This is a genomic window from Neobacillus driksii, from assembly GCF_013409995.1.
In the GTDB taxonomy this organism is placed as follows: domain Bacteria; phylum Bacillota; class Bacilli; order Bacillales; family Cytobacillaceae; genus Neobacillus; species Neobacillus driksii.
The window spans coordinates 85863-106908 of sequence record NZ_JACCBX010000001.1; the positions used below are offsets into that span (position 1 = coordinate 85863).

20 protein-coding genes are annotated in these 21046 nt (G+C 41.9%); 14 read left to right on the plus strand and 6 right to left on the minus strand.

Features of this window, described 5'->3' with window-relative positions; translation table 11 throughout:
* Window positions 1-158: 158 nt before the first annotated feature.
* Window positions 159-662, plus strand: a complete 504-nt coding sequence (locus tag F4694_RS00460; protein WP_179594940.1) for a DoxX family membrane protein — start codon at window positions 159-161, stop codon at window positions 660-662.
* A gap of 54 nt (window positions 663-716) precedes the next feature.
* On the opposite strand, the gene F4694_RS00465 is transcribed toward F4694_RS00460, so the two are convergent.
* On the minus strand, window positions 717-1922 hold the full coding sequence (locus tag F4694_RS00465; RefSeq protein WP_179594941.1) for a CynX/NimT family MFS transporter: 1206 nt from the start codon (window positions 1920-1922) through the stop codon (window positions 717-719).
* A 157-nt stretch (window positions 1923-2079) separates the two neighbouring features.
* On the opposite strand from F4694_RS00465, the gene F4694_RS00470 reads away from it, so the two are divergent.
* Window positions 2080-2526: a glycosyltransferase family protein gene (locus F4694_RS00470; protein WP_179594942.1), complete on the plus strand. Its 447-nt coding sequence runs from the start codon at window positions 2080-2082 to the stop codon at window positions 2524-2526.
* Between the two features lie 141 nt (window positions 2527-2667).
* Complete coding sequence (locus F4694_RS31680) at window positions 2668-2880, plus strand: hypothetical protein (RefSeq protein ID WP_218895472.1); 213 nt, start codon at window positions 2668-2670, stop codon at window positions 2878-2880.
* A 142-nt stretch (window positions 2881-3022) separates the two neighbouring features.
* Here the strand turns inward: F4694_RS31680 and F4694_RS31685 are convergent, their stop codons facing one another.
* Together F4694_RS31685 and F4694_RS00480 are read right to left on the minus strand one after the other, a co-directional pair.
* Entirely contained in the window at window positions 3023-3181 is a 159-nt protein-coding gene (locus F4694_RS31685) for a hypothetical protein (protein WP_218895473.1), read from the minus strand.
* Between the two features lie 142 nt (window positions 3182-3323).
* Window positions 3324-3563, minus strand: coding sequence for a hypothetical protein (locus F4694_RS00480; RefSeq protein WP_179594944.1), 240 nt, complete (start codon window positions 3561-3563; stop codon window positions 3324-3326).
* Window positions 3564-3892: 329 nt separating this feature from the next.
* Here F4694_RS00480 and F4694_RS00485 point away from each other — a divergent pair, with 329 nt between their 5' ends.
* Together F4694_RS00485 and F4694_RS00490 are read left to right on the plus strand one after the other, a co-directional pair.
* Window positions 3893-4414, plus strand: a complete 522-nt coding sequence (locus F4694_RS00485) for a YfiT family bacillithiol transferase (protein ID WP_179594945.1) — start codon at window positions 3893-3895, stop codon at window positions 4412-4414.
* Window positions 4415-4631: 217 nt separating this feature from the next.
* A complete protein-coding gene (locus F4694_RS00490; RefSeq protein ID WP_179594946.1) occupies window positions 4632-5129 on the plus strand; it encodes a DoxX family membrane protein in 498 nt (165 codons plus the stop codon).
* 138 nt (window positions 5130-5267) lie between these two features.
* Here the strand turns inward: F4694_RS00490 and F4694_RS00495 are convergent, their stop codons facing one another.
* The 3 genes from F4694_RS00495 to F4694_RS00505 form a co-directional block, all read right to left on the minus strand.
* A complete protein-coding gene (locus tag F4694_RS00495) occupies window positions 5268-6590 on the minus strand; it encodes a (Fe-S)-binding protein (protein WP_179594947.1) in 1323 nt (440 codons plus the stop codon).
* Window positions 6587-7999, minus strand: a complete 1413-nt coding sequence (gene glcD / locus F4694_RS00500; RefSeq protein WP_179594948.1) for a glycolate oxidase subunit GlcD — start codon at window positions 7997-7999, stop codon at window positions 6587-6589. The genes F4694_RS00495 and glcD overlap by 4 nt, the downstream gene beginning before the upstream one ends.
* Before the next feature lie 103 nt (window positions 8000-8102).
* Entirely contained in the window at window positions 8103-9218 is a 1116-nt protein-coding gene (locus tag F4694_RS00505; protein ID WP_179594949.1) for a CdaR family transcriptional regulator, read from the minus strand.
* An 86-nt stretch (window positions 9219-9304) separates the two neighbouring features.
* Between F4694_RS00505 and F4694_RS00510 the strand changes: the two genes are divergently transcribed.
* The 9 genes from F4694_RS00510 to F4694_RS00550 all read left to right on the plus strand — a co-directional run bounded on the left by F4694_RS00510 (window position 9305) and on the right by F4694_RS00550 (window position 21018).
* Window positions 9305-10165 carry a Cof-type HAD-IIB family hydrolase gene (locus F4694_RS00510; protein ID WP_179594950.1) on the plus strand — a complete coding sequence of 287 codons (861 nt, stop codon included), beginning with the start codon at window positions 9305-9307 and terminating at the stop codon, window positions 10163-10165.
* A 235-nt stretch (window positions 10166-10400) separates the two neighbouring features.
* Window positions 10401-11306: an N-acetylmuramic acid 6-phosphate etherase gene (murQ, locus tag F4694_RS00515; protein ID WP_179594951.1), complete on the plus strand. Its 906-nt coding sequence runs from the start codon at window positions 10401-10403 to the stop codon at window positions 11304-11306.
* A 25-nt stretch (window positions 11307-11331) separates the two neighbouring features.
* Window positions 11332-12186 carry a MurR/RpiR family transcriptional regulator gene (locus F4694_RS00520; RefSeq protein ID WP_179594952.1) on the plus strand — a complete coding sequence of 285 codons (855 nt, stop codon included), beginning with the start codon at window positions 11332-11334 and terminating at the stop codon, window positions 12184-12186.
* A gap of 103 nt (window positions 12187-12289) precedes the next feature.
* Window positions 12290-13651, plus strand: a complete 1362-nt coding sequence (locus tag F4694_RS00525) for a PTS transporter subunit EIIC (protein ID WP_179594953.1) — start codon at window positions 12290-12292, stop codon at window positions 13649-13651.
* Entirely contained in the window at window positions 13648-14655 is a 1008-nt protein-coding gene (locus F4694_RS00530) for a MupG family TIM beta-alpha barrel fold protein (RefSeq protein WP_179594954.1), read from the plus strand. Before F4694_RS00525 ends, F4694_RS00530 begins: the two co-directional genes overlap by 4 nt.
* Before the next feature lie 443 nt (window positions 14656-15098).
* Window positions 15099-17435: a beta-N-acetylglucosaminidase domain-containing protein gene (locus F4694_RS00535; RefSeq protein WP_218895474.1), complete on the plus strand. Its 2337-nt coding sequence runs from the start codon at window positions 15099-15101 to the stop codon at window positions 17433-17435.
* A 180-nt stretch (window positions 17436-17615) separates the two neighbouring features.
* Window positions 17616-19559: a BglG family transcription antiterminator gene (locus F4694_RS00540; RefSeq protein ID WP_179594956.1), complete on the plus strand. Its 1944-nt coding sequence runs from the start codon at window positions 17616-17618 to the stop codon at window positions 19557-19559.
* A gap of 184 nt (window positions 19560-19743) precedes the next feature.
* Window positions 19744-20058 carry a PTS lactose/cellobiose transporter subunit IIA gene (locus tag F4694_RS00545; protein ID WP_179594957.1) on the plus strand — a complete coding sequence of 105 codons (315 nt, stop codon included), beginning with the start codon at window positions 19744-19746 and terminating at the stop codon, window positions 20056-20058.
* 12 nt (window positions 20059-20070) lie between these two features.
* On the plus strand, window positions 20071-21018 hold the full coding sequence (locus F4694_RS00550; RefSeq protein ID WP_308806216.1) for a N(4)-(beta-N-acetylglucosaminyl)-L-asparaginase: 948 nt from the start codon (window positions 20071-20073) through the stop codon (window positions 21016-21018).
* The last annotated feature ends 28 nt before the right edge of the window (window positions 21019-21046 follow it).

Below are 21046 nucleotides of genomic sequence, written 5' to 3' on the forward strand. Positions count from 1 at the left end.
GTTGCTCTCCAACGACGCTAAATCTAGTGTGTTCAACATTCCGCCATAACATTTTAAACAAACTGTGAACTTAACACTGTACCCATGTTATTAACTATCAAAATCCAATATAGTGTAAGTATAAAGAACAAACAAATTATGAAAAGGCGGAATGACTTATGTTTAACAAATTCTTAAGAGAAAATAAAATCTCTGCAGCTATCTTAACTGTTATTCGGTTATACCTTGGTTACGCTTGGTTCACAGCTGGTTTTCATAAACTTACAGGCGGCTTTGACGCTTCAGGATTTTTGAAAGGTGCAACAGCTAATCCCGTTAAAGGTCCAGATGGCACTATGGTTTATGCTTGGTATGTAGATTTCTTAAAACACTTTGCCTTGCCAAACATTGATGTATTCAACTTCATCGTTCCTTGGGGCGAAACGTTAATCGGTTTAGGACTACTTCTAGGATGCTTAACAACAGCAGCTATGTTCTTCGGTTTATTAATGAATTTCAGCTTCTTCTTAGCAGGAACAGTATCTCATAACCCAACAGACATTTTCTTAGGCTTCATCATCTTAACAGCAGGTTACAATGCTGGCAGAATCGGTTTAGACCGCTGGGTAGTACCATTCTTTAACAAAACAGTTGGAAAAACCAAGACAAAGTCAGCTGCATAAGTGGTAACAAAAAAAAGACGATTCGTCCCTCTCGAATCGTCTTTTTGCTATTCCTTATACATACCTATTCCGACCGGACAACATTCCAAATACCACAATGACCATTGAAACGACAATCAAGGTAACGATGGGAAGGGTCCAAGAATGCGCCATATCATATAAATAGCCAATAAACAAAGGACCCACTGCTGCAAGCATGTAACCTGTTGATTGTGTCATTCCAGATAACTCAGCAGCTTGATTAGCACTCCGAGCACGAAGACCAATATAGCTTAGCGCTAAGGGAAAGGCTCCTCCCAACGCGAATCCGATTAAGGCAATACTCATGATTAAAACCGGATACGATGAACCTAACAGTAATCCACTATAACCAACAATGGAGAACATCCCTAACATGAATGCAATCCATACCTGTGATTGAGAACGTCCTGCGAGGACAGGAATGAAGAAACTTGCCGGTAATCCTACTAGCTGGGTAAAGGACAGCATCCAACCAGCAGTTTTCATGCTCATTCCATGACTATGCAAGATCTCAGGCAGCCAAGAAATCGTTACATAAAATAAAAAGGACTGAAATCCCATAAAAATGGCGATTTGCCATGCCAGAGGAGTGCGCCACATTGTATTGGTGGTAGAACCCTCCTGCTGCTTAATGGCTCTCGAATGATCCCTTAGATTATTTTTTCGAAGAAGTATCCACACTAGGATTGCCACCACCACCGGTATGGTCCATACAATTTGTGCCCCTTGCCACCCAAGGTTCAAATCGATTGCTAAAGGAATACTGATCCCTGAGGCTAAGGACGCGATTAATCCCATCGATGTTGAATAAACACTGGTCATTAAACCGAATTTGTGTGGAAACTTATCCTTCACAACCGCTGGTAACAAAACATTTCCAATTGCAATTCCCATTCCCGCCAAAAGAGTTCCGGTGAAAAGGAAAAAGGTCATCGGGATGGACCGGATCGCAATGCCAATTAAAAGAAATGATAACCCTATTATTAAGGTTAATTCATTTGTGACCCGAGACGCTATTTTGGGAACGAGTGGAGACATGACCGCGAAAACCACTAAAGGCAAGCTCATCAATAAACCTGCACTCCAATGTGCCAGACCTACATCCTCCTGAATCATCCCCACTAACGGTCCGAGCGATGTAATCGCTGGGCGCAGATTAAAGGCAATAAGGACAATCCCGGCAATAAAAAAATATATATAAGTTGATTTTGTATTTGCTTTTGATTCTAATAACTCCAAAAAAGCAACTCCTCTCTATAAAACAAACCTTATAAATTATAGCATAGTCAAGATAAATCCCATTACTTTTTACCGTTAGTAAATCAACTTGTCCACACCATTCTTTACTCAATCGAATAAGCTAGTGTGATAGACAGGAATCGAAAGGGGTGGCATTGTGGGCAGAAGGTTAAAGATCGCGATGATTTCACCAGGTACTTTTCCGATTTCTGGTGGAAAATCTAGTTCGATTGAGATGTTAATGAAGAAACTGGCAAATCTTTTTCAAAAAGAGGCATATGTTTTTATGTTTGGAAAAGGGTTTAGGAAGCAGCCTGAATGGGAAACGAAGGGTTCCATTACTTACTATCGTTATACCTCTTCCAAGGCTAAAACGTATATAAACCAAAGTATTGACCAGCTGAAGGTAATAAAGCCGGATATTATTCATATTGAAAACCGCCCTCGATTTGCCAAGGCCGTCCGTTTAGCAATCCCAAACGACAAAATCAGCTTGTACTTTGGGATATTGGTTAATGGAGAGTTTCAGTTTGAGAGAAATCTAGACCAAATTGAATGGGTAATCTCTGAGCAAGGCAGAATAGGATTCAAGATTTCTGCATAAGAGAATCGTAACCTTATTGGTGGAAGGCTGATGTGAATGCAGAGCTGGAAAAATAAAAATGTATTTGTGACTGGCAGCACAGGGTTCGTAGGAAGTCATTTGGTGCAGGACTACTGCGATTAGGCGCAAATGTAACTACGCTTGTTAGAAAACGAAATGGAAAGCAGTCAGATTACAGGCGAAGCCTTCCACATCAGCTATGAAAGGCCACAGAGTGTTTTGGAAGTGGTCGATAACATTACAAAGTTGATGAACAGCGATTTAGTGCCGATTATTCAAAATCAAAGTAATCTTGAACCAAAACTTGAGTGCGGCAAAAGCCAGGAACTTGTTGGACTGGAAACCGGTGTATGACTTTGAATCTGGTTTGAGAAGAACAATTGATTGGTATCAAAAGTATTTCTCCAATAAAACAGACCATGTCGACACCTGACATGGTCTGTTCATGTAAAACAAAATTGGATGTATTTTTACGTGTCGTCTTATCTCAAAAGGGTTATTTTAATCTTAGTTTTTTAATTGCTTTAATTAATAGTATTGTATACCCCACAAGGATTCCGTATCCCACAAAGATGATCAGAATAGGGACATAATCAGGCGTGCTTGGTGAATGTGTAGAAAACGCTGCTAATAGAAGTGGCATGACTGGCAGCATAAGAGCGGCAGGACCGGTACTAATTACCAGAACAACACCTGCTCCTATTACGATCCATGGCCAAACTAGCTTTTTGGCAGCAGGTTGTATCTGAGAGATCGATTCTGGTGAAACTTCGACATGGGGTACAACTTGGTTATTTTTAACCTGTTGATATGCCTTTTATGGCTGAATAAGCCTTCTTCATCCCCAAAATCGTCAAAGCGAGAATGCCAAGGGCGAAAACGAAATAAAAGATTGAAAAAGTACTAAACTCGTCTGGTTTCCACAGAGGGATGGCAACAGTTATCAGCATACCTGGAGCCGCTTTTAGTAAAAATATCCCACCGCCAATCAGGACAAACCAAGCCCAAAAAGGGTTCTCTATTTTTGATTGATTCATTTAGTAGTCTCCTATAGTATTTTACTACTATTAAATAAAGAGTTGTAAAAAAAGGAAATTATTAGGCGGGTGCATTGGCTATTCCTCGACAAAAAGTTTTCTTAGAAACTGTTAAAAGTTCGATTTTTTTAATGGTTTGTAGTAGTTTTAATTAAACGATTCGCGGGGGTGTAAACAGTCAGAGTTTGTCGGGAGGTACATAGTCGCAAAATTTGAGAATATGTTAATGAAGGGCTGTTTTCGTGAGCATTGTTGTTAAAATCTTAAAGCCGAATTTAACGTGGATTGAGAAAAAAAGCCTAATGAATAATTGGAGGTGTGGGTGGAAGATGGAAGAGTTACGATATCCGATTGGAATATTTTCTTTTGAGAATCCTTTGACAATGGAAGTGGTTGATAATTGGGTGAAGGAAATTGAAGTTGCACCATTTCAACTAAGAGAGGCAGTAAGGAATTTAAGTGAGGAACAGCTCGATACACCTTACCGTCTAGGAGGATGGACGGTTCGCCAAGTTGTTCATCACATTGCAGACAGTCATATGAACAGCTATATTCGATTCAAATTAGCGCTTACGGAAGATCAGCCAACCATTAAACCTTATTTCGAGGATAGGTGGGCGGAACTTCCGGATTCGGAGTTACCGGTTGAAATTTCGTTGTCCCTCCTAGAAGCATTGCATGGGCGGTGGGTAACATTGCTGCGTTCTTTGAATGAATCTGATTTTGAAAAAACTTTCATCCATCCTGATTCCGGTGTTCAAACAGTAGGGAACACCATTGGAATATATGCATGGCATGGACGTCATCATATTGCTCATATCACCTCACTAAGTAATCGACTTGGATGGTAACTGGAGACCGACTTTTCTATAGAGTTGGTCTGTTTTTTGATACCGATTTTTAATGTAAGTCCTGCTCAAAATTACTGCGATTTTAGTGTGTTCAACATTCCGTCATATCATTTCAAACAAACTGTGAACTTTTTACTATACCTATGTTACTAACTATCAAATTCTAATATAGTGTAAGTATCAAGAACAAGTTAAATATTGAAAGGCGGAATGACTTATGTTTAACAAATTTTTACGAGAAAATAAGATTTCAGCAGCTATTTTAACCGTTATTCGTTTATACCTTGGCTACTCTTGGTTCACAGCTGGTTTTCATAAATTAACAGGCGGATTTGACGCTGCCGGATTCCTAAAAGGAGCGATTGCGAATCCCGTAAAAGGTCCAGATGGCAATATGGTTTATAGCTGGTACGTTCACTTCTTAGATAGCTTTGCTTTACCAAACATTGATGTGTTTAACTTCATCGTTCCTTGGGGCGAAACATTGATTGGTTTAGGACTACTACTAGGTTGCTTAACAACTGCGGCGATGTTCTTTGGTTTAGTGATGAACTTCAGCTTTTTCTTAGCAGGAACTGTATCTCATAACCCAACCGACATTTTCTTAGGCTTCATCATCTTAGCAGCAGGCTTCAACGCTGGTAAATATGGTTTAGACCGCTGGGTGGTTCCATTCATCCGCAAAACTGTTGGAAAAGCAAAAGTAACAGCATAGTGTGTAACAACAAAAAAGACGATTCGTCCCCCTCGAATCGTCTTTTTGTGGTTTTAGTTTGCAACGCCGATATATTCCGATTATTGCCGATATAATGCAATTAACGCCGATATAGCTCCAAAGTGCCCAAAACGTATTTTACTTCACTGCTTCGGCAAGCAAATCCACGATATGAACAGCACGCATTTTATCAGACAAACCCTCGCGCTCAATTCCTAGCTGCATTTGCAGCAAGCACCCAGGGTTAGCCGTTACGATGGTGGTGGCATGTGTGGCTTTTGCCTGGACCATTTTATAGTCGAGCATGACCATCGACATTTCGGACTCGACGATATTATAGATACCAGCAGACCCACAGCAGCGGTCCGCTTCTTTCATTTCTTTGAACTGGACCCCTTTGATTGCCCCCAACAATGTTCGTGGTGCGGAAGCCGTTTTCATCACATTTCGTAAATGACAGGAATCCTGATAAGTAATAACCTGAGCAGGAAGCTCTAGTTTTACTTTTTTATGAAAAGAAACGGCCACTAGTATTTCAGAAATATCCTTTATCTTCAATTTGAACGCCAAAGCGCGTTCTTTCCAAACCGGGTCGTCCTTCAGCAGGTGATCATAATCAACAAGGAAAGCTCCGCATCCGCCAGCATTGGTAATAATAAAATCTACACCCAGGTCTTCAAATGCCGCAATATTTTTCTTGGCAAGCTCTTTCGCGCCATTCTTTTCACCGCTATGCCCGTGCAAAGCTCCACAGCATGTTTGCTGCTTCGGAATCACAATCTCACAGCCAGCTAATTGCAATAATTTCATGGTAGCGTCGTTTGTTTTCATGAACATGGTATCCATTAAACAGCCGCTGAAAAATGCAACTCTATGAACTTTCTCCGCAATCGCCGGCAGATGTTCAGGCCGGTTTTTCATTTCTTTCAGCGTTGGAACCTTAGGAAGCACTTTTTCCATCGTGGCTAAATTGTCAGGTAACAACCCTAAATAGCCTGTTTTGCGCGCAAGGGTTCGAATCCCGGACCGCTGATAGAAACCTAGAAGGCCGACCATATTACGCATACGATTTTGATGAGGGAATAACCCTTCAAAGACCGTTTTTCTAACAGCTCTGACAGGTAAAGAGTGTTTTTTATTTTGATTAATAATATCTCTTGCTTCTTCAAGTAAATGGCCATAATTAACGCCGGAAGGGCAGACGGGCTCACAAGCTCGGCAGCCGAGGCAAAGCTCGAGTGAACGCTCAAAATCCTCATCCGGTTCAACGATGCCGTCAACCACGGCTTTCATCATCGCGATTCTGCCACGCGGTGAATGCGACTCCTTATAACCTGATTCAATATACGTTGGGCAGGTTGGCAGGCAAAAGCCACAGCGCATACAGTTTAAGAGTTCATCCTCGTTCATCCGCTCTTTGAATTGCTGTTGAATTTTTTCTTGTTCTACTAAGGTTGTCATCTGGTAATCACCACGCGTTTCTTGCTGTCTTTCGCAAAGACTTTTCCAGGGTTCATAATGTTATTCGGATCAAAGGCATGTTTGATCCCCAGCATCGCCGCGATTCCCTCTTTTTTCAGCTTCCACTCAAGATATGGAGCCTTCATCGCGCCTACTCCGTGCTCGCCGGTAATCGTTCCGCCCAATTCAATCGCTTTTTCAAAAATTTCCGCGAAGGCCTTTTCGACTCTTTCCATTTCTTCATGGTTTCTAGCATCTGTTGCACAGGTAGGGTGGAGATTCCCGTCGCCAGCGTGGCCAAAGGTACAAATCGTCAACTGATATTTTTCAGTAATTTCATTAATCGCTTTTACCATATTGGCAATTTCTGAGCGAGGAACGGTTGCGTCTTCTAAAATGGTTGTCGGTGCTAAACGAGCAACTGCTGAGAGTGCCGCACGTCTTGCTGTTCTAAGTGCCATTGCTTCTTCTTCTGTTGCTGCAATTTGAATCGATACAGCATTTTCGAGCTTACATACTTCTGCTATTTTTTGAATATCTCTCTCGACGACTTCAGGCGGACCATCCTGTTCAATTAACAGAACCGCTTGAACATCTGTTGGCAGCCCAATTTGAGCATAGTCTTCGACTACTTTTAATGTAGCTTGATCCAAAAACTCAAGCGTGGTCGGAATGATTTTGTTAGCAATAATTTTTGAAACAGAACGAGCAGCCGCGGACAGGTCCTGATAAAGTGCGAGCATCGTTTTCCGTGTTTCCGGCATTGGAATCAGCTTCAAGGTCGCTTCGGTGATGACACCAAGCGTTCCTTCAGAACCGACAAATAAACGTGTCAAATCGTAACCGGCAACATCCTTAGCGAGCTTACCGCCGGTGCGAATGATATCGCCATTTGGCAGAACGGCTTCAAGACCGATTACATAATCTCTCGTTACGCCATATTTGAGACCGCGCAAGCCGCCGGAATTCTCATTGATATTGCCGCCAATCGTAGAGATTTTCATTGAACTTGGATCAGGCGGATAGAAAAGACCCTTTTCCTCAATGGCATGAATCATATCCAGCGTAATCACACCAGGCTGAACGGTAATCGTTAGATTTTCCTCGTCAATCTCGAGAATTTTGTTCATATGTTTAAAAAGAAGAACGATCCCGCCTTCGGTTGGGCAAGTTCCTGCACACAGGTTAGTTCCCGACCCGCGCGGAACAATCGGAACTTCGTATTGATTACAAATTTTCAGTATTTCTGAAACATCCTCTGTATTTCGCGGGCTGATGACAGCGTTCGGCATTGACTGGAAGTTAGGTGTTGCATCATAGGAATAGACTAAACGTTCTATTTTAGAATCATCGAAGTTTTTTTCCGTAACAATGGTAATCAATTTTTGTTTTACTTCATTCGAGAGCATGCTATTTCCCCCAATTTCGTACTATTTTCATACTATCTAAAGTATAAAAAAAACAGGCTTAAGCCTGCTATGGAGAAACGCACAAAATAATAAACTATTTTCATTAAACTTTTGGTTGTTCATCTAAAAGTAGAACAGCAAGATACAAACAAAACAAATCATGGATACTGTTTGGATTTAAATTTGTTAGCTCCTCGATTTTTTTCAATCGATAATGGAGGGTGTTGATATGAATGTGTAAGGATTGGGCTGTATTTTTCAACGAGTGATTTTGTTTAAATAGTTCAACTAAGGTTTCCAGGAGGTCTTTTTCTGTTAACAGTGGTGCAATACTCCGTTGAATGTATTCTGTCTTTATCTCTGAAGTTAGTTCTCCTGTTACCATTTCAAGGATTAATTCTTGATCAAAAACAATCTCGCTACTCCTTCTAGCCAGTTTCAACGCTCGTTCGGCCTGAGCATAGGAATGGTGCAGGTTGGTTGGTGCCGCGCACTGACCAACGCCAGCGTAGGCAGTGATCCCAAAGCTATTTTTAATAAATTGAAGAAAGTGTTTTAGTCGATGTTTAATGGACGTTGGCTGAACGGAATCGGAACAATCAATTAACACAATGATTCGTTCGTTTCCTGACCTTGTGACCACATCGTTTTTATTTTGGGAAAAGGAATTCAAAATAGAAGACCACACATCCCTTGATAATAGGTGCTCTTTTTGCTCAAACTCGATAATCACGGCAATCCGGCTTAGGTCAAGATTAATTGTCAATGTACGAGCCCGTTCAAGCAAGAGAGCACTTGGTTCTTTTGCCTGGAGCCATTCGAGAACGAAGGTTTCCATTGCACGGGAATGATAGTCAAACTGTTCACCATAATAATTTTCACTGATTAATAGCTCCGTCATTTTGCGGATAATTTCACCAAAAGGGGTGACCGTTTCGGGGTCACCGGTAATCCCGATAACACCAATGACTTCCTGCTGAAAGAATATCGGGAGATTGATACCGGATTTTACTCCCTTTAATTTTGATGTTTCATTTTCGGTGATAATCAGTTTTTTCTTCTGCTGTGACGTGACTAATGCACCTTCATGGAAGGTACCTATTCGACTGCGATTGGTGCTGGCCATGATCGTGCCCTCTGTGTTCACGACAATAATTTCTTCTGTTATTAGTTTTTGGACTTCCCTGACAATCTTTTCAGCGAGTTCTGGTTGAAGCATGTACAGCACCTCCTGCCATTGATTAAAATGATATTTTATTAAATACTATAAACATATTGAAAAAATAGTGCAAAGGGGAGAGTATGATGGCATATAAATTATTAGCAACCGATTTGGACGGGACATTATTAAATGAAAATAGGGAGATTGATCGGGAAAACATTCAAGCGATCCATGACTTCCGCCAAAAAGGAGGAAGGGTGGTTATTTGCAGTGGCCGTTCACCGCTTTCAACACGGTGGATTGCTAATACCATTGGCCTAAAAGGGGAACCGATCATTGCTTATAATGGGGCAATTATTCTCGATGAAAATGGGGAGATTAGCGAACAGGCAGTTTTCGAGCACGAGCATCTCCTGAGTTTCTGGGAATTGTGTGAGGGAGAAGGCTTCTACGCTCATTTTTATGAGGGAGATACATTGCTCGTTCCAAAAGAAACGAAATGGAATAAGAACTGGATTGAAAATAATATTCCTTCTCTTGAGAAAACAGGTGGAAGAGCAGTGGATTTAGAAAAATTTCGAGGTCAATGCCAGGTGAAAATGGTGGATGATTTTTATCGATACATTAAGTCCAATCAACCTGATATTACGAAAATTGCAGTTTTTGATGAAGAGGGAAGACTTGCTGATTTTTCAAAAGTGATTGGTGCTCAGGTTGGCGGAATGGAGGTTAGCAGCAGTCTCAACTTTTTAAATTTGGAGATATCACCATCAGGAGTAAGCAAAGCCTCCACACTTTTAAAATTAAGTGAGAAGTACGACATCCCCATCTCCCAAATTGCTGCGATTGGAGACAATTATAACGATTCCCTGATGCTTACCACTGCAGGACTTGGAATAGCGATGGGCAATGCACCGGATGAAGTGAAGGCACTTGCCGACCAGGTAACAGGAAGTAATCAAGAAGCAGGAGTTGCACAGGCGATTCGTCGTTATTTAATATAATAGCTTTGTTTAAATTCATCGTTGATTCTCACAGCGGTATAAAGGACGATGAAAGACAAATCAGGAGAATTCTCCGTAAGAAAAATCAACATCTGTCTTTAATAGAGCCTTTAAAATAGAATTTTGAAATGATATTTTAAAATTTTAATATAATTATTGAATTATTATTTCAACGGCGTTATAATGAAAGTGTAGAAATCGCTTACAGCTAGAAAACAAACAGGAGGATAAGGAAATGATCGAAGAAAATCTCGAATTATTAACGACCGAGTCCCGAAATCAAGAAACGATGCAGATTGATACGGCCGAGGCCATCGATATATTACGAATCATGAACGAACAAGATCAATTGGTAGCACTGGCTGTCAAAGAAGTTTTACCAGAGGTAGAGGCAGCGGTTCAGTTTGTATTTGAATCCTTTAAAAATGGCGGCCGCCTGATTTATTTAGGTGCCGGCACGAGCGGAAGATTAGGTGTGCTCGACGCCGTTGAATGTCCGCCTACCTTCAGTACAGAACCTGAAATGGTAGTAGGTTTGATGGCCGGAGGAGAAGGCGCCTTTTTGAAAGCTGTTGAAGGAGCAGAGGATGACCCTGAACTTGGTGTGAATGACTTAAAACAATTGGAACTGACTGAAAATGACACCGTGATTGGTATTGCCGCGAGCGGACGAACGCCTTATGTGATTGGTGCCCTTCGCTATGCACGAAGCATTGGAGCAAAAACCGTTGCGCTGTCGTGTAATAAAAACGCCGCGATTAGTAAAGAAGCCGATCAAGCGATTGAGGTCATTGTCGGTCCAGAGGTTCTAACAGGCTCAACTCGTTTGAAATCAGGGACCGCACATAAAATCATTTTGAACATGATTTCGACATCATCGATGATTCTTTTAGGAAAAGCCTATGAAAATTTAATGGTTGATGTAAAAGTGAGTAACTTAAAGTTAAAGGAACGTGCGATTGGGATTATTCGCAAAATTACTGGCGTTTCCTATGAAGTGGCATTGGAAACATTAGAAAAATCAGGCCTCCAAGTTAAAACAGCAATCGTGATGATTATGACGGAAACAACAAAACAACAAGCAGAAGAACTATTAGATGCAGCAAATGGATATGTAAAAATTGCCATTCAGAAAAAATGATTGGGTGAAAAGGTGGTAATGAGGTGTGACAGCAGGCGGATTGAAAATGCTCCAAAATATGCTTGAACAGCTTCCGGCTTCCGAGCGAAAAATTGCACAATATATTCTTGAAAATCCACGAAGTATCTTAAATAGTACCGTTAATGATATCGGGACCCAGGCGAAAACGAGCGGAGCTGCGGTCATTCGCTTATGTAAGTCACTTGGATTAAATGGTTTTCAAGATTTAAAGGTAAGAATTGCAGGTGATTTAGTAAAGCCTGCGGAACAAGGGTATCGTGACATTGAACCAGGTGAATCTTATTTTTCCATTGTTCAAAAGACAACCAGCAATAGTATTCAGAGCATCCGCGATTCCGAGGAGATTATCAATTATGAGGAGTTGGAACGAGCGGTTCAAACGCTGCTCCCTGCTCAGAATGTTCACTTTTTTGGAATTGGCGCTTCTAATATTATTGCAAAGGATGCTCAGCAGAAGTTCCTGCGGATTCAAAAAAATGCAACCGCTTTTACGGATACCCATCTTGTGGCGACATTGATTGCGAATGCCGGTAAGGATGATGTCGTATTTGCCATCTCGCATTCTGGTGAAACGGCGGAAGTGGTTAAAGTGATGGCACTAGCGAAAGAACGTGGTGTGAAAACGATTAGTCTGACCAAATACGGACAGTCCGCGGTTGCGTCTTTAGCAGATATTAAACTGTTTACGTCTTACTCAGGGGAAGCACCTTTCCGAAGTGCAGCGACATCATCACGTCTTGCTCAGTTATACATGATGGATATTTTGTTTTTATCCATGGCAACGGTTCAGTATGAGCATACGATTCAAGCCATTGATCAAACAAGGGATGCAATTCGATTTATTAAAGAAGGGAATTAAAACTTGTAGGGGGTGATGTGAACACTATTTACACCTTGAGCGAATGGGGAAATAGATTCACGTGATTCAGGTTTTAAAATACAACAGAGAGTAGGGGAAATTCATGGCTGGAGAAAATAAAATTTTAGCTGAAAAGATTCTTGAGCAATTAGGTGGATCGGCCAATATCGGCAACTACACACACTGTATGACAAGACTTCGCGTAACACCAAAGGATGAGACGGTTGTCAATAAAGCTGCGCTTAAGAAGATCGACGGAGTTCTTGGAGTGGTAGAGGAGGAAACCCTTCAAATCATTCTTGGACCTGGAAAAGTAAACAAGGTAACGGAAGAGTTTGGTAAGTTGATCGATGCTGGCGGGGGAATCAATTTAAAAGAGAAAGCAGCGAGCACAAAGGCAGAAATCAACAAGAAGAATGCAACACCATTTAAAATGTTTTTACGTAAAATTGCTGGTATCTTCATTCCATTAATTCCAGCGCTAGTGGCGTCAGGTTTAATTACAGGGATCACAAAAGCGATTGTTCAAGCAGGCTGGTTAGCAGGTGATTCGCAGCTAGCAACGATTCTTTCCGTTATCGGCGGTGGATTATTCGGTTACCTGGGAATTTTAGTTGGTACGAATGCAGCAAAAGAATTTGGCGGTTCACCAGCACTTGGTGCGATTGCCGGTATCTTAATTATTAACCCAGCTGTTGCAGGAATTCATTTGTTTGGCGAAGATTTACTTCCTGGACGCGGTGGTTTAATCGGAGTTCTATTTGCTGCTATTTTTATTGCTTTAGTTGAAAAACGAGTACGTAAGTTTGTTCCAACAAGTCTTGATCTTTTCGTTACACCAACTGTGGCTTTATTGGTTACTGGTATTGTTACTTATCTTGTTTTTATGCCGCTTGGTGGTTTCGTTTCAGATATTATCACAAAAGGGTTAACATCCTTACTTGATATGGGCGGTGTTGTGGCAGGCTTCGTTCTGGGTGCAACGTTCCTTCCGCTTGTTGTAACTGGTTTACACCAAGGTTTAACACCGATCCACTTAGAGTTAATTAATACAATCGGTGATGACCCGCTTTTACCAATTTTAGCGATGGGTGGAGCAGGGCAGGTAGGTGCAGCGTTTGCCATCTACCTTAAAACAAAGAAAACACGTTTAAAAAGAGCGATTGGCGGCGGTCTGCCCGCAGGTATTCTTGGTATCGGTGAGCCGTTAATCTTTGGTGTTACCCTTCCATTAGGTCGTCCGTTCTTAACTGCATGTTTAGGTGCCGGTGTGGGCGGTGCGTTCCAAGCTGCATTTGGTATTGCCACAATCGCGATTGGGGTTTCTGGTTTACCACTTGCATTCCTTGTTGTTGCAGGTCAAGTTGTCCTTTATTTAGTTGGGGTATTAATCGCCTATGCAGCAGGATTCTTGTTCACGTATTTATTCGGTTTCAATGATGACATGGCTGGTGAGTTTGATTGATCGGCATTTCCTTCTATCTAAATGATCCTTTAGCAGAACAGCGAATTACCTTGGCTGGAAAAATGGGTGTGAAGCGGGCATTTACCTCGCTTCACATACCAGAAGAGTCTGGTGATTTGGCAGGTCGTGCCATGACGCTGCTTCAGTGTGCGAAGGACGCTGGGATAGAAGTGTATGCAGATGTTTCATTAAAAACACCTGGTCACTTAGGATTAGATAGCTTGTTTGCGTTGAAATCACTTGGGGTCAGCGGCCTCAGACTCGATGATTTTTTTGAGAACGAGTTGATTTTGAAACTGGCGGCTGAATTTAAGCTGGCGCTGAATGCCAGCATTCTTTTTGAGGATGACATTCGTGCGCTCTTGGATGGTGGTCTAAAAGCGAATCAGCTTTTGGCATGGCATAATTTCTATCCAAGGATTGAGACAGGATTATCCGATTGGTTTTTTCAGAAGCAAAATGAACTTTTTGGGAAGTATGGAATCCCGGTTAGTGCCTATATTCCAGGTGATGGCGAAAAACGTGGTCCGTTGTTTGAAGGACTTCCTACACTAGAAGAGCACCGCGAAATGGATCCGTTTTTGGCGGCACTAGAGTTAGCTCACTTTGGAGTAGAAGATATCTACATCGGTGATCCAGAGGTTAGCGAGACTCTTCTTAAGAGGCTAATAGACTTTCATGAAAATAATCATGTAGCTATATGTATTGAAGGTTTTCAAGAAGGGGAGTTTAAGCTCCGTCCAGATTTTGCGCGTGATGTTTTACGGTTGATGGATACAAGAAGTGTAGATCCGATCAGCCCTGAGAATACTTCTGAACGGATAGTTGGAAGTATTACAAGAGATAATGACCGTTATGGCCGCTATCGGGGTGAGGTTCAAATTACTCTTTGTGACCTTCCGGCGGATGATCGGGTGAATGTGGTAGGAAGAGTTGTTGAGGAAGATATCGTGCTTCTGTCCTACCTCAAACCTGGTCAAAGGGTAAAATTCATCCATGTATAAAGGGAACTGCTTCATATTGAACTGACCCAATAAGGTAGATAATTAATTTTATCCAACTTTTAAGACTTGAGTTTGGTATTCCACTGGACTCAGGTCTTTTAATTTTGCCTTGTGATTATATTGTATATAATTCTATCATTTATTCGATGGTACCCATATCAAACAATATAAAAAATGTCCTGACTCAATTATTGAAAGGGTTTTCAAAAATAGGTTTTTAGACTCTATGAACTTATTGGTATATTGGTTATAATATCCATTATAGGAACGAATATCTAAATCGCATGTTACTGACTTGATCAGGCAGGGCGGCACTTGGTAATGGGGTTTTCCCGTTGCTGCGTGTTGTCCTGCCTTTTTCTGTGTCAAGGCTATGGGTAGGCTTCTGAATCCTTGAGAGCCTGATCATCTTGGAACCTGAGGTTCGTCCCTGATTGTTTAAAATGATAATAAAAGAGGTGGTTACGTTGGCAAAAAGTAAAGCGATAAAGGCCGTTGTTTCAGCTTGTTTGGTATCTGGGTTATTGGTTCCGTTTGATAGTCAACATATCGGGAAAGCACAGGGTAGTAAAAGCTTTGAATTGACGGTATCGCCCATCCCGAAATACTTAGAACAAACAGATAATGGATTTCCTTTGAATCCCAAGGTTGCATTGGTGACAGAAGAAGGAACTGATCCTGCTGCGATTAATGAATTGAAGCAAGCCCTAAAAGAGGCAGGTGTAACTACAATTATGGAAAGTAGTATGAAAGACCCTAAGCTCCAAGCACCTGTCATCATATGGCTAGGGGAGTTCTCTGCACCTGATGAACTGAAAATTATTCAGCAGCACACGGGCCTGGTTGACTTGGAGATGACAAAAAATGAGGGATATATTGTTGCTTCCAAGCACGGAACACAGGATAAGAAACATATTGTCATCTCCGGACATGATGAGGCAGGTACTTTTTACGGTACACAAACGTTCAAACAAATAATTGTCGAGCGGAAAGGAACAGACTGGATTCCTGAGGTGGAAATTAAGGACTGGCCAACAATGCCGATCAGGGGCTCGATTGAAGGTTTTTATGGTGCGCCGTGGTCTCATGAAGACCGTTTACGTCAGTTAGAATTTTACGGCGAGCATAAGATGAATAGCTATATTTATGCCCCGAAGGATGACCCATACCACCGCGATAAATGGAAAGAGCCGTATCCGGCAGACAAGTTAACGGAGATTGCCGAACTCGTCCAAGCAGCTCACGATAACCATGTCGATTTTACCTTTGCGATTTCGCCAGGGAATACCATTACATATTCCAGTGAGGCGGACCTACAGGCTTTAATGGATAAGGCACAAGCAATGTGGGATATCGGTGTAAGATCGTTTGCTTTATTCCTCGATGATATTGATCCTAGCCTCCGTTCACCAGAAGACAGGGCGATGTTTGGCAGCGATCGAAACCCGCCGGCAGCGGCACAGGCGTATCTATTAAATCGATTCAATGAAGAATTTATTCAAAAACACGAAGGGGCAGAGCGTTTGATCACGGTGCCGACCGATTATTATCAGGCGGGCACTACTCCTTACCGAGAACGATTTGCCGCGCTGGTTCAGCCTGACATCATTGTTCAATGGACAGGAATTGGTGTTGTTGCTCCTACGATTACCTCGGAGGACGCTGATAAAATCCATGGAATTTTTAAACACGATTTACTAGTCTGGGATAACTACCCGGTCAATGATTTTGACCGAAACCGCTTGTTCCTTGCGCCGCTGACCGGGCGGGATTCGGATTTAACGGAGGAACATGGGGTGATTGGCTTAACGGCCAACCCGATGAATGAGGCCGAGGCTTCGAAAATCCCATTGTTTACAGTTGCTGATTATACGTGGAATCCTGAAGCCTATGACCCAGCTGACTCGTTGAAGCGGAGCTTGATAGAATTTGCTCCAGCGGCCTATGAACCTTTAAATATCCTAGTGGAAGCCTCGTATGCTACGAGTCTCAATAGCAACCAGGAGCCGATTTCAGAAAGATTAAAGCCGTTGATTGAGGAGTTTTGGTCTGCGGAGGAAGCCAACGACAGTCAGGGTGTTACAGAGGCTGGCACTGCTCTGTTAAAAGAATTCAGCAAGTTGAAGGAGGCTCCTAGCCAGCTACGCAATCAGGTGAATAATCCGAACTTCTTGAAAGAGGTGGATGGATATTTAAACAAACTGGAGCTATTAGGACAAACGGGTGAAACCGCCGTTAACTTGGTGCTAGCTCAACAAAGCGGGAACGTTGCTGGAGTTGCTGAAGCAAGATTGGCCCTGCAGCAATCGATGACAGCGATGGACAAAATCCCTCAGAAGTTAAGTATCGGCGTGGTTCCAACATTCCTAGACCGTGCGCTTAAAGGGAAGAATTTAGCCGAAGGAAAACAGGCCACTGCTTCTACGAGTGAAGTCGACTGGCTGACACCGAACCTGGCTGTAGACGGCAACAATAATACCAGATGGGCCTCCTTGTACACCGATAATCAATGGATTAGTGTCGACTTGGGGCAGGTATATTCCATTGATAAAGTGAAATTAAACTGGGAAGCGGCTTATGGAAAACAATATAAAATTCAGGTATCAACGGACGGTAGCCAATGGACAGATGTTTACACAGAGCTAAACAGCAACGGAGGAATCGATGAAATTCAGTTCCCGGCAACGGACGCCCGATATGTTAAAATGCAGGGCATTAAACGATCAAGCGGCTGGGGCTACTCATTGTACGAAATCAGCGTTTTTGAAACACAAAATTAAGAGAAGGAACATCTCTAAATACGTGAAAAAGCCCAACTAGATTAATCCACTAGTTGGGCTTTTTCGCGCACAAAACTATCAATTGATCACTTGAAACTGTCCCTGTGGTATGCCTATGGTTCTGATATAATAAATGAAAAATGGTTTACGACAACGCGGTTTGTCTGGAGGTAACCCTAAATGGATAATTTTCATCCCCGTCAACGAACGATTATAAAAATGCTCTATGAAAAGAAGGCAGTGATGAAAGGAGGAGAGTTGGCTGCTGAGCTTGGGGTATCGGATCGGACAGTACGAAACGATATTGCATATATTAATTCCGTAGTAAATATGGACCTGATTGTGTCTCAAAATAAAAAAGGCTATCAATTATCGGATTACGTTAAAGCCAGTGAGATTGTTGCGAATGAAGGAGAAGGGATTCCTGTTCTTCCTGAAGAGCGGATCAACTATATCTTGAAACACCTCCTCTTTCGAAACAGGGAGCTAGATCTATATGAACTTTCGGAAATGCTTCTGGTCAGTGAAGCAACGATTGAACTTGACCTTAAGGAAATTAAGAAGTTGATTTCTGAAAATAACCGGGACCTGGGCTTATCAAGGAAGGCAGCATCCATCTCGTTGGCAGGAAGTGAAAAGGATAAACGAGCGCTTTTTAGTGAGCTTTTATTTAAGGAAACGAACAGAAACTTTTTTAATATCTTTAAATATGAACGGTACTTCCATCACCTCGACTTAACTCTTATTCAGAGAAAGCTCATGCAGGCGGTGGAGAACTATCGCATTCATCTCAATGAAATGGCCGTGGTCAATCTAGTCATCCATATTGCGATTACCATTGACAGGATTAAAAGTGAAAATATCCTGGATATGGAAGTGGAATTGGACAAGGTGTTGGGAATGCGGGAATATAAAATGGCTGAAGAGCTTTGTGGCCAGTTAGAAGATGCGTTTGGGGTCAAATTCCCTCGAGGAGATATCATCTATATTTCTTACCTTATCTTAGGGAAAAGCATCATTAAAAATAGATATAAGGAGAAAAAAGAACTTGAGGGGATTATCGACCCTCAGATAGCAAGCCTTACGGAGGCGCTGATTGCTTCAATTAACAGGGAATTCGGCATCAGTTTTATAGAAGACGACAACCTCTTTATCGGATTATGTTTACATACCAAAAGAATGATTGAAAGGGTCAACAGCCATGTTTTGTTGCGGAACCCCTTACTGGATGAGCTAAAAATTAAATATCCATTTATCTTTGAACTTGCTGTTTTTGTTTCGAAGGAATTTTACAAAATAACGGGACTAGTCATAAAGGAAGACGAGATTGGATTTATTGCTCTTCATCTCGGTGCAGCCTTTGATAGTCTTAATGGCAACCAAACCATCAAACGGAAAATTGCCCTCATTTGCCCGACGGGTTACACCACAAGTGAGCTGTTGAAGTCAAAACTGTATTCCGTGTATCAAGACAAGATTGAGATTCTTGGAACATTTTCCTTTATGGAGTTGGATAAGCTGCAGAAGCAGGAGCCAGACCTCATCCTTTCTACTGTTAAGTTTGAATATGAAATGGACATCAAAGTGATTGAGGTATCACCATTCCTTGATCAGAAGGATATTGAAAAGATTAATCAACATTTATATCTTTATGGAAATGATATCGGGCGATCCCGGTTTTTGAATGATGTTAATTATTTTTTCAGAAAGGATCTTTTCTTTAAGGGCAACATGTTTAAGGATGAATGGGATGTTATTAAATATCTTGGGAATCAGCTCTCTACAAAGGGGTATACGCCAGAGGAATATGTCAACCTGGTGATGGAAAGGGAGAAGATTTCTTCTACGTCTTTTGGGAATCTTCTTGCAATACCGCATCCGATTGTTATGAATGCGTATGAGACGGTCATTGCAGTAACGATCCTGCAAAAGCCGATGATGTGGGGAAAAAACAAGGTCCAGCTTGTGTTTATGTTTGCCCTTAAGGAAAGTGACAGAAAAAAATTAAATGAACTATATAAGCATATTATTGAAATCGTTGAAAAACCGGAAGGAGTCCAATACTTAATCAAATCTGAAAATTATAATGATTTTATCTCACGAATTTTATCTTATGAGGCATAGTAATCCCGGCTTTTGTGCCGGGATTTTGTTGTCTTCAGCATTTTTGCCATTTTGTTTCCGTAATTCCTTCAATAAACATTTTCCTATTTGATAGGAAAATGTTTATTGGAGAAGGAACAGGATGGAAAATTATAATAAAAGGTAAGTAAGACCTAATCTATTTTTTGTCAAGGAGGTGAAGCTAGTGGTAGAAGTCGAACAAACGGCATTTGAGATTATCGCATCCGCAGGTGATGCCCAATCCATGATGTTGAGTGCTCTTCAATGTGCAAGAGAAGGGAAGTTTCAAGAAGCAGAAAATCTTATGAATGAAGCGAAAACGTCACTAGCAAAGGCGCATAATGCCCAAACGGGTTTGATCGTGGAGGAATCAAAAGGGAATAAATCAAAATACTCAATCATTATGGTTCATGCACAGGATCATTTAATGAATGCCATACTATCTCAAACATTAATCGGTGAAATGCTTCATTTGTATAGAAAATTAGAGGAGAAATAAGGAGGGATGAAGGTGAAGTGGGGTATTATTGCGACCTGGCGGATGGCGAAAGAAGGTGTGGAAGCCGCTAGTGACATGCTGAAGGAAGGCGGAAGTTCAGGTGATGCAGTGGAGATAGCCGTAGGGATGGTAGAGGATTTTCCCCTTTATAAATCAGTGGGTTATGGCGGGCTTCCGAATGAAAACTGCGAGGTTGAACTTGACGCCGCATTTATGGATGGAGATACGCTTTCAATCGGTGCTGTAGCTGGGATAAAGGACTATAAAAACCCGGTGTCCATCGCAAGACGACTGAGTGAAGAACGGTTTAATACCTTCCTTGTAGGAAATGGTGCCGAGGAATATGCCCATAAAAATGGTTTTCAAAGAAGGAATATGCTGACAGAAAGAGCAAGAAAACTTTGGGAAATGCGGGTTAAAGAGATTCGTGAGAAAAATCTGAGCCCTTACGATGGCCATGATACGGTGGGAATGGTCTCCGTTGATTCCAAGGGACAGATGGCATCCGCCACATCCACAAGTGGACTTTTTATGAAAAAACGAGGAAGAGTGGGAGATTCCCCGCTATCAGGATCAGGATTCTACGTTGACAGCAACATAGGCGGAGCTTCGGCAACCGGGCTTGGCGAAGATCTGATGAAGGGCTGTGTATCCTATGAAGTGGTCCGGCTGATGAGGGAGGGCATGCATCCTCAGGCTGCTGCCGAGCGTGTAGTGTATCAGTTTGCCCGCTATCTGACAGAGAAAAGTGGAAAAGCGGGAGCCATGTCGGTGATTGCCATGAACAACTGTGGTGAGTGGGGAGTCGGTACGAATGTGGAGTTCTCCTTTGTCGCCTCCACCGCAGAAGAAAGGCCAATGGTGTATGTTGCCTATCCAATAGGAGACAAAACTTTATACGAACCGGCATCGGAAGAATGGCTAGAAGCCTATACTAAGAGGATTACAAGTCCAGTTTAATAGAAAGTCAGGGTTTAAGATGAATTCG

Bases quoted from the DNA above. Each gene is read 5' to 3' on its own strand.
- F4694_RS31685 (WP_218895473.1), bottom strand. From the start codon at position 3,181: ATGCTGCCAGTCATGCCACTTCTATTAGCAGCGTTTTCTACACATTCA.
- F4694_RS00490 (WP_179594946.1), top strand. From the start codon at position 4,632: ATGTTTAACAAATTTTTACGAGAAAATAAGATTTCAGCAGCTATTTTA.
- F4694_RS00460 (WP_179594940.1), top strand. From the start codon at position 159: ATGTTTAACAAATTCTTAAGAGAAAATAAAATCTCTGCAGCTATCTTA.
- glcD (WP_179594948.1), bottom strand. From the start codon at position 7,999: ATGCTCTCGAATGAAGTAAAACAAAAATTGATTACCATTGTTACGGAA.
- F4694_RS00485 (WP_179594945.1), top strand. From the start codon at position 3,893: ATGGAAGAGTTACGATATCCGATTGGAATATTTTCTTTTGAGAATCCT.
- murQ (WP_179594951.1), top strand. From the start codon at position 10,401: ATGATCGAAGAAAATCTCGAATTATTAACGACCGAGTCCCGAAATCAA.
- F4694_RS00505 (WP_179594949.1), bottom strand. From the start codon at position 9,218: ATGCTTCAACCAGAACTCGCTGAAAAGATTGTCAGGGAAGTCCAAAAA.
- F4694_RS00495 (WP_179594947.1), bottom strand. From the start codon at position 6,590: ATGACAACCTTAGTAGAACAAGAAAAAATTCAACAGCAATTCAAAGAG.
- F4694_RS00535 (WP_218895474.1), top strand. From the start codon at position 15,099: ATGATAATAAAAGAGGTGGTTACGTTGGCAAAAAGTAAAGCGATAAAG.
- F4694_RS00510 (WP_179594950.1), top strand. From the start codon at position 9,305: ATGGCATATAAATTATTAGCAACCGATTTGGACGGGACATTATTAAAT.
- F4694_RS00525 (WP_179594953.1), top strand. From the start codon at position 12,290: ATGGCTGGAGAAAATAAAATTTTAGCTGAAAAGATTCTTGAGCAATTA.
- F4694_RS00540 (WP_179594956.1), top strand. From the start codon at position 17,616: ATGGATAATTTTCATCCCCGTCAACGAACGATTATAAAAATGCTCTAT.
- F4694_RS00480 (WP_179594944.1), bottom strand. From the start codon at position 3,563: ATGAATCAATCAAAAATAGAGAACCCTTTTTGGGCTTGGTTTGTCCTG.